A 7,150-nucleotide genomic window follows, 5' to 3' on the forward strand; every position below is an offset into this window, starting at 1 on the left:
CGTCTTTATTTTTCGCCCAAAATCCAAACGCCGTCCCAGCCTTGCCCGGCCGCCAGAAACTGCTGGCAATGCCGGGCGTAGGCCGCCGCCGGCGGGTCATCGGGGGCCAGGGCGGCGAAGCGCTCGGCGGCCCCCGGCAAATCGCCCTGGCGCAGGGCTGCCAGCGCCTGGGCAAAGGCCGCCATCGTCGGCCCGACAGGCCCCGCCGCCATCGCCAGCGGCTCGAAGACCCGCACCGGCTGGGCCCGGCCCACCACGCGGATAAGCCCCAGTTCGCGGCCGGCAAAGGCCCCCTCGGTCCGTCGCCAGGTCTCCTCCGAGACCATCAGATACGCGCCAAAGGCCTTGTTGGCCCCCTCCAGGCGCGAGGCCAGGTTGGCCGCGTCGCCCAGCACGGTGTAGTCGAAGCGCTCGCGCGAGCCCATGTTGCCCACCACCACCGGCCCGCTGTTTATGCCCACGCGCATGAACAGATCCTGGCCCACCCGCCGGCGAAACTCCGGTCGCAGGCGGGCCAGTTCGGCCTGGCAGCGCAGGGCCGCCCGGCAGGCCCGCGCGGCGTGATCGGGCTGATCGAGGGGCGCGTTCCAGAAGGCGATGATGGCGTCGCCCTCGTATTTATCCAGGGTGCCGCCTTCATCAAGGATGATGTCGGTCATGGCCGAGAGGTAGTCGTTCAATAGCGTGGTCAGCTCCTGGGGCTCCAGGCCCTCGGAGATGCTGGTGAAGCCTTGCAGGTCGCTGAAAAAGATGCTCAGTTCGCGGCGCTGGCCGCCCAGGCGCAGCCGCGAGGGGTCGGCCATGAGTTGGTCGATGACCGCCGGACTGAGGTAGTGCCGAAAGGCCGCGCGGATGAAGCGCTTCTGCCGGCCCTCGGTGGCGTAGTTGTGCACCGCCGCCGCGGCCAGGCCGCCCAGCGCGGCCAGGGTCGGGCCGGCCACGGGCAGCCACGCGCCGGCGGCGTAGCCGGCCAGGCCCACGACCGCCGGCAGGGGCGTCAGCAGGCAGCCGGCCAGAACCGTTTGCCAGGCCCGGCCGCCCAACCCGCCGGCCAGGGCGGCCAGCGGACCCATGGCCAGGGTCAACAGCGCCCATAGCCATGGCGGGGCCGGGTTGATGAAATCGCCGGAGAGCAGGTTATCCAGGGCGGTGGCCTGGATCTCCACGCCCGGATGGGCCGCCGCCAGGGGCGAGACCCGCAGGTCCATGAGCCCCGGCGCGCTGTAGCCCACCAACACATAGCGCCCGGCCAGGAGCTTGGGGTCCACATCGGGCGGCGCGCCCTCGCGCAGTTGCATCTCGGCGCGGATGACCCGGGCCGCGCTCAGGCGCTGGTGCGCGCCCGGCCCGCCACGATAATTGAGCACGGCCCTGGCCTGATCGTCGATGGCCACCACGCGCCGGCCCAGGCTCAGCCGGCCCGGCGTCAGGCCCAGCGCGCCGGCCTCACCGCCGGCCAGCAGGGCCGCCAGGGGCAACGACGGGACCAGGCGGCCATCCCAGAGGCGAAACATCTCGGCCCGGCGCACGATCTGATCGGCGTCGGGCTGGTGGGCCACGTTGCCCACCAGCGCCGCCGCCCGGCCCAGTTCGGCCACCGGCAGCAGGCCCCGCCGGGCCATAACCTCCGGCGCGGCCGTGGCCGACCACTGGCTCAGACCGCTGGCGGCCGGCCACCGGGCGACGACCCACGGCGGCGGCGTCAGGTCCGGGCCCAGACGTTGGCCGATCACCCCGGCCAGGGCCGTTGGCGGGCCCTGGCGCAGGGCCTGGGCCAGGGCCTCGTCGTCGCCGGCCAGGTTGGAGGGCTCGGTGAAGAGGATGTCAAAGGCCACGGCCTTGGCCCCGGCCCGGCGGCAAAAGGCCACCACCGCCTCGTGGACCTGGCGTGGCCAGGGCCAGCTCAGTTGAAACTGGGCGCTGACCCAGTCCAGGCTGGCCTGATCGACGACGATAACCGCCACCTGGCCGCTGGCCGGCCCGGGACGGGCCAGCAATTTGGCCCGAACGTCCCAGCTCAGGCCCTCCAGGCGCTCCAGCGCGCCCAGGCCCCACAACAGCGTGGCGGCCAGCCCGGCCAGCAGGCCCAGGGCGGCCAAGCGCCACAACTTGAGCCGGCTCACCGGATGGCGGCCGTGACCGTCTGGAAGCGCTGGACCCGCGCCGGGGGAACGCTGACGGGCGGGGCCTGGGCCAGGGCCTCGGCGATCGACTCCAGGCGCTCGTCAGGGTCGGGGTGGGTCTTGAAAAAGCCCTCCTCGCCGGCCCCGCGCGCGTTTTTCATCGCTTGCAGCACCCTGGCCAGGCCTTGGGGATCGTAGCCCACCCGGCCCAGAATGGCCACCGCCGCCAGGTCGGCTTCTTTTTCCTGGCCCTTGCTGTAGCCGGTCTCGGCCATGGTCTCGACCACATCGCCGATGGAGCCGGCGAAGATCGTTTCCATCTGGGCCACCTGGCCGCTGCCAAACTGCTTGAAGCCCTCGGCGCCGGTGACGCGCAGCAGGTCGATGATGCGGCTCTGGCCGATGGCCCCCAGGCCGTGCTGATATTGCACGTGGCCCACCTCGTGGGCCAGCACGGCGGCCAGGTCGTCCTCGTTTTGGCACAGGCCCACCAGGCCCCTGGAGACCAGGATCAGCCCGCCGGGGCAGGCGAAGGCGTTGATCTCGGGCGAATCGAAGACCAGGAAGTGATAGCCGCCAAAGGTGTCGGGCCGATCGGAGGCTCCGGCCACGGCCAGGCCCACGTAGTTGACGTAGGTGTTGAGCCGTTTGTCGTTCACCGGCCGATACTTGCCCAGGATGGTGGCCCCCACGGCCCGGCCGATGTAATACTCCTGCTCGGGGGTGATGTCCTGGCTGGCCTTTTGAGCGGCCGTGCCCACCTTGACGGCGCTGTCGGTGATGCTGACAGCCTTTTCGGCCACGCTGACGGCGTCGGAGAGGCTATCCATGAACCCGGCCTGGGCCGAGGCGGCCACGACCAGGCTCAGGGCCAGGGCCAGGTTGAGCAAAACGCGCTTTTTCATTGGGCGCCTCCCTGGCCATCCAGCCCGCCGGCCTGCAAAAAGGCCAGCAATTGCTGTTGGTTGACGGGATAATCCTTTTCGGCTTGATCGACGAACTTGTAGCCCAGGTCGCCGTGATTGGCCCGGTAGCTGTCCTCGACCTGCTTGTTGAAGCCCTTGCCGGCCAGGACCATTTCCTCGCCCGAGGCCCCGGCCGCGGCGTCGCCGGCGCTCATCTCGATGGTCTTTTCGGTCAGAGCCGAACGGTGCAGCCAGCCCCGGTCGCCGTTTTGGCTGAGCACCGCCAACCAGTCGCCCTTTTCCTCGTCGCAATGCACCCTTTGGCCATAGGCCGCCGTGGCCACCACCGGCGACAAGAACGTCGGCTGGGCCCGCAGTTGAGCCTGTTTGACCTGCACGCTCATCGTCTGGACCGCCGCCCAGGCCGCGCAGGCGCACAAAACCAGCGCGGCCGTCAACAACAGCCTCCGACCGGTCATGGATATCCTCCGTTTGTCAGTTGCTTGTGATGGTTCAGTCGCTTTCATGAAACTTATGATGCACCGCCCGCACCGCCTCGTAAACCTGGAAAAAGGCCGCGACCACCGCCGGGTCGAACTTTGCCCCCGCTTGCTGGCGGAGAAAGGCCAACACGTCGTTTTCGGGCCAGGCCGGTTTGTAGACGCGCGTGGAGATCAGGGCGTCGTAAACATCGGCCAGGGCGACCACGCGGGCCGAGAGGGGGATCTCCTCGCCGCGCAGGCCGGGGCCGGGCGTGGCCAGGCCGCCCGGCCGGAGGACGTAGCGCCCCGGATAACCGCCACCATCCCAGCTTTCGTGGTGGCGCAGGGCGATGACACGGGCCATGCGATCCAGGTCGCAGGTGGCCTCGTCGAAAAGCCGCGCGCCGGCCAGGGCGTGGTCTTTCATCTGGTTGAACTCGTCGTCGGTCAGGGGGCCGGGCTTTTGCAGGATCACGTCGCTGACGGCCACCTTGCCCACGTCGTGGAGCATGGCCGCCACGCGGATCAGGTCGGTCTGGCGGCGCAGTTGGTCGCCGGCCAGGCCGCGGCTCTCGGCCAGGCGCTCGAAAACCAGCGCGGCCACGCCGCCGACCCGGTTGACGTGGGCGCTGGTCTCCTTGGGGTCGCGCAGCTCGGCCATGCGCATGGTGCGCAGGATCAACTGGCGCGTGATCAGCGCCCGCTCCAGGACGATGGCCCCCGAGGCCGCGCAAAAGCCGGCCAGGGTCGCCTCGCGGGGGCCAAAAGGCCCCACCCGGCCATCGGGCGCTTTGGCGTTGATCAGCTCCAGCACGCCCACCAGGCGGCCCTGGCTGGTAGTCATGGGCAAGACCAGCAGCGAGCGGGTCTGGTAGCCGCTCTGGCGGTCATAGGCGTCGTTGAAGCGATAGGGGGCCGTGGCCGGGATATTGGCCGCCTCGTCGATGACGAGCGTCTGGCCCGTGGCCGCGCAGTAGCCGGCCAGCGAAGCCCCGCCCAGGGGCAAGAGCTTATCGATGTAGACGCTCTTGCCGTGGCCGTCCAGGCTGTCGTTTTGCACGTGGACAAAGCGCAGGCCCTCATCCTCGGCCAGAAAGATCGAGCCGGCGTCGGCCCCGACCAGGCGTCGGGCCTGGGTCAGGATGTCGTCGAGCAGGTGCTCGACGTCGTTGGCGGCGACCGTGCCGGCGATCATGGCCAGCAGCCGGCCCAGGGTGGTTTGATCGTCGGGCCAGGCGTCCACGGGCTAGATTTCCACCGTAAGACCGACGTGGGCGGCCTGGACCAAAAGGCGCGGGCCGGCGGCGCGGCGGGCCTTTTCGACGATGGCCTCGACCTGGTCGTCAACGCGGTCGGGGTCGTGGTGGGTCAGGATCAGCCGGCCCACCCCGGCGGCCCGGGCCAGTTCGACCGCCGAGCGCCAGTCGGAATGGCCCCAGCCCTTGCGCGCGGGCATCTCGTCGGGTTCGAACTGGGCGTCGTGGACCAGCACGTCGACGCCTTGGCAAAAGCGGGGCAGGCGTTGGCTGGCGGCGGCGGCCGGGTCCAGTTCGTTGTCGCTGATGAAGGCCAAGGCGCGGCCGTGGGCCTCGAAGCGCAGGCCGATGGCCCCCTGGGGATGGTTGAGCGGCGTGGTGCGCACCTCCAGCGGGCCCAGTTTGAAGCGCGGCGCGGCCAGGGCCGGATCCTGGACGATGCGCGCGGCCAACTGGCCAAACTCCACCGGAAAGCGGCCCAGGCCCTCCACCCGGCCGAACATGCCGGCCAGGCCGGCCAGGGCCCGGGGCCAGCCGCCCAGGCGCACCCGCCAGCCCGGCGCGTAGAGCGGCCCGAAAAAGGGCAGGCCCATGGTATGATCCCAGTGCAGGTGGGTCATCAGCAACAGCGTCTCGCCCGCGCCCTCGGCCAGCAGGCGGCGGCCCAGTTCACGCGCGCCGCTGCCGCCGTCGATGACCAGCGGCGCAAGCCCCGCCAGGCGCAGCTCCAGGCAGGTGGTCTGGCCGCCAAAGCGCGTGAAGTTTGGCCCGGCCACGGGGAACGAACCCCGCGCGCCGTGGAAGGTCAGCCGCATGCCGTCTCCTCGGTGGATGATCGAACTATCTCGCATATACTAAACCGACCCGCCGCAAACGGCCAGCCCCGGCGGCGGACCGGACCAAAAAAGCCGTTTCGGGGCCGCTTGGGCCGTGGTATCCTCCCTGGCCATGACAACGGAAAGGTGACGATGCTAGAGATCCAACACATCAGCCAGCTTTGGCGACACCGGGCGCTGGTCTGGGCCCTGACCGGCCGCGAGCTCAAGGGCCGCTATCGCGGTTCGGTGCTGGGTTTCCTGTGGACATTCCTTAATCCCCTGCTGCTGCTATTGGTTTATTCCCTGGTTTTCAGCGTGTATTTCCGGGTGGAGATGGAGCACTATTCGGTGTTCATGTTCACGGGGCTGTTGCCGTGGATATTTTTCTCGCAGTCGCTGCTGGACGGCGCGGGCGCGGTGGTGGACGCCGGCAGCCTGGTGACCAAGGTGACATTCCCCATGCAGGTGCTGCCGGCAAACCGGGTGCTGGTCAATTTTGTCAATTTTTTGCTCAGCTTGCCGGTGCTGGTGGTTTTTCTTCTGGCCAGCGGCAAGGGCCTTAGCTGGCATTGGGCGCTGTTTCCGGCGGTGGCGCTGGCCCATCTGCTGTTTACGTTTTCGCTGGCCCTGGTCCTCTGCACGGCCTGCGTGTTTCTGCGCGACACCAGGCATATCCTGGGCAACCTGATCACGCTGTGGTTTTTCCTGACGCCCATACTCTATCCGCTCTCCAGCGTGCCGGCCCAGTTCCGCTGGCTGGCGCTGTTCAATCCCGCGACGATCTTCACCATGGCCTACCAGGACATCTGCTTTTGGGGCCGTCAGCCGCGCTGGGACTTGCTCGGCTTGATGGTCTTGATTAGCCTTGTCTTTTTGGCCGTGGGCATCCGCATTTTCGAGGCCTACAAAGAATACTTCGCCGAAAAGATCTGAACGCCGCCTGGCTCGCGCCAGCGCCGCCTCGGTTTGCCCTGGGCGGCCGCGCTTTTTTGTGACGCCAGGCGCCGCGATGCGGGATGAGCAAATGTGGAAAAGTGGCATAACATATATTAAATATTGATTATTTTTTACACATTATTGCCGATGCCGTTGTAGAAAACCAGTGGATTGGCCCTTTCACCGTGTGTAAAACATGTTGGCCCGCCGCTGATTGTTGTTGAAACCGCACTGAAAGATTGAGGAAAAGCCAGGCGCCGGTCATGGCGCGCGGCAGAGGGCCGCGCCGCTTCGCACCAGGCCGGCGCGGCGGCGCAAAGCGGGCATCACGCCGAAAAATTTGCCCAAAACAGTGTTAGGCATTGATGAAACGGAGCCGTAATAACGACTAATCCCCATGATTTTCATGACAAAATAGGGATTGATCCTGCCGGGGAAACAGGCCTATCATTTCCGCCATGCAACGATATTCTTTGTGAAATTAGTCTACTATCATGAGGCTAAATTTTTTAGATCGATCTCACTAGTTGAGCCCTGCGTGACGTCACATATTTGCAACACTGGCCAGCGCCAGATAACCGTGGAATGCAAATCGATGATTTATGGCGATTAAAGATGAAATTTGATGAA

At 67.2% G+C, this 7,150-nt stretch carries 6 protein-coding genes; 1 reads left to right on the plus strand and 5 read right to left on the minus strand.

Annotation, left to right across the window (positions count from 1 at the left end):
- Positions 1-5: 5 nt before the first annotated feature.
- From DEBA_RS16475 to DEBA_RS16495, 5 genes are read right to left on the minus strand one after another with little or no spacing between them, the layout of a single operon-like run.
- Entirely contained in the window at positions 6-2,123 is a 2,118-nt protein-coding gene (locus tag DEBA_RS16475; RefSeq protein WP_013260087.1) for a CHASE2 domain-containing protein, read from the minus strand.
- Positions 2,120-3,028 carry a M48 family metallopeptidase gene (locus DEBA_RS16480; protein ID WP_013260088.1) on the minus strand — a complete coding sequence of 303 codons (909 nt, stop codon included), beginning with the start codon at positions 3,026-3,028 and terminating at the stop codon, positions 2,120-2,122. Before DEBA_RS16480 ends, DEBA_RS16475 begins: the two co-directional genes overlap by 4 nt.
- The gene (locus DEBA_RS16485; protein WP_013260089.1) at positions 3,025-3,507 is read right to left on the minus strand and encodes an SH3 domain-containing protein; all 483 of its coding nucleotides are present in this window, start codon (positions 3,505-3,507) and stop codon (positions 3,025-3,027) included. The genes DEBA_RS16480 and DEBA_RS16485 overlap by 4 nt, the downstream gene beginning before the upstream one ends.
- 34 nt (positions 3,508-3,541) lie before the next feature.
- Complete coding sequence (locus DEBA_RS16490) at positions 3,542-4,753, minus strand: HD domain-containing phosphohydrolase (RefSeq protein ID WP_013260090.1); 1,212 nt, start codon at positions 4,751-4,753, stop codon at positions 3,542-3,544.
- A 3-nt stretch (positions 4,754-4,756) separates the two neighbouring features.
- Complete coding sequence (locus tag DEBA_RS16495; protein ID WP_013260091.1) at positions 4,757-5,581, minus strand: MBL fold metallo-hydrolase; 825 nt, start codon at positions 5,579-5,581, stop codon at positions 4,757-4,759.
- 153 nt (positions 5,582-5,734) lie between these two features.
- On the opposite strand from DEBA_RS16495, the gene DEBA_RS16500 reads away from it, so the two are divergent.
- Positions 5,735-6,517, plus strand: coding sequence for an ABC transporter permease (locus DEBA_RS16500; protein WP_013260092.1), 783 nt, complete (start codon positions 5,735-5,737; stop codon positions 6,515-6,517).
- The last annotated feature ends 633 nt before the right edge of the window (positions 6,518-7,150 follow it).

This window comes from Desulfarculus baarsii DSM 2075 (genome assembly GCF_000143965.1).
Classification (GTDB): Bacteria; Desulfobacterota; Desulfarculia; order Desulfarculales; family Desulfarculaceae; genus Desulfarculus; species Desulfarculus baarsii.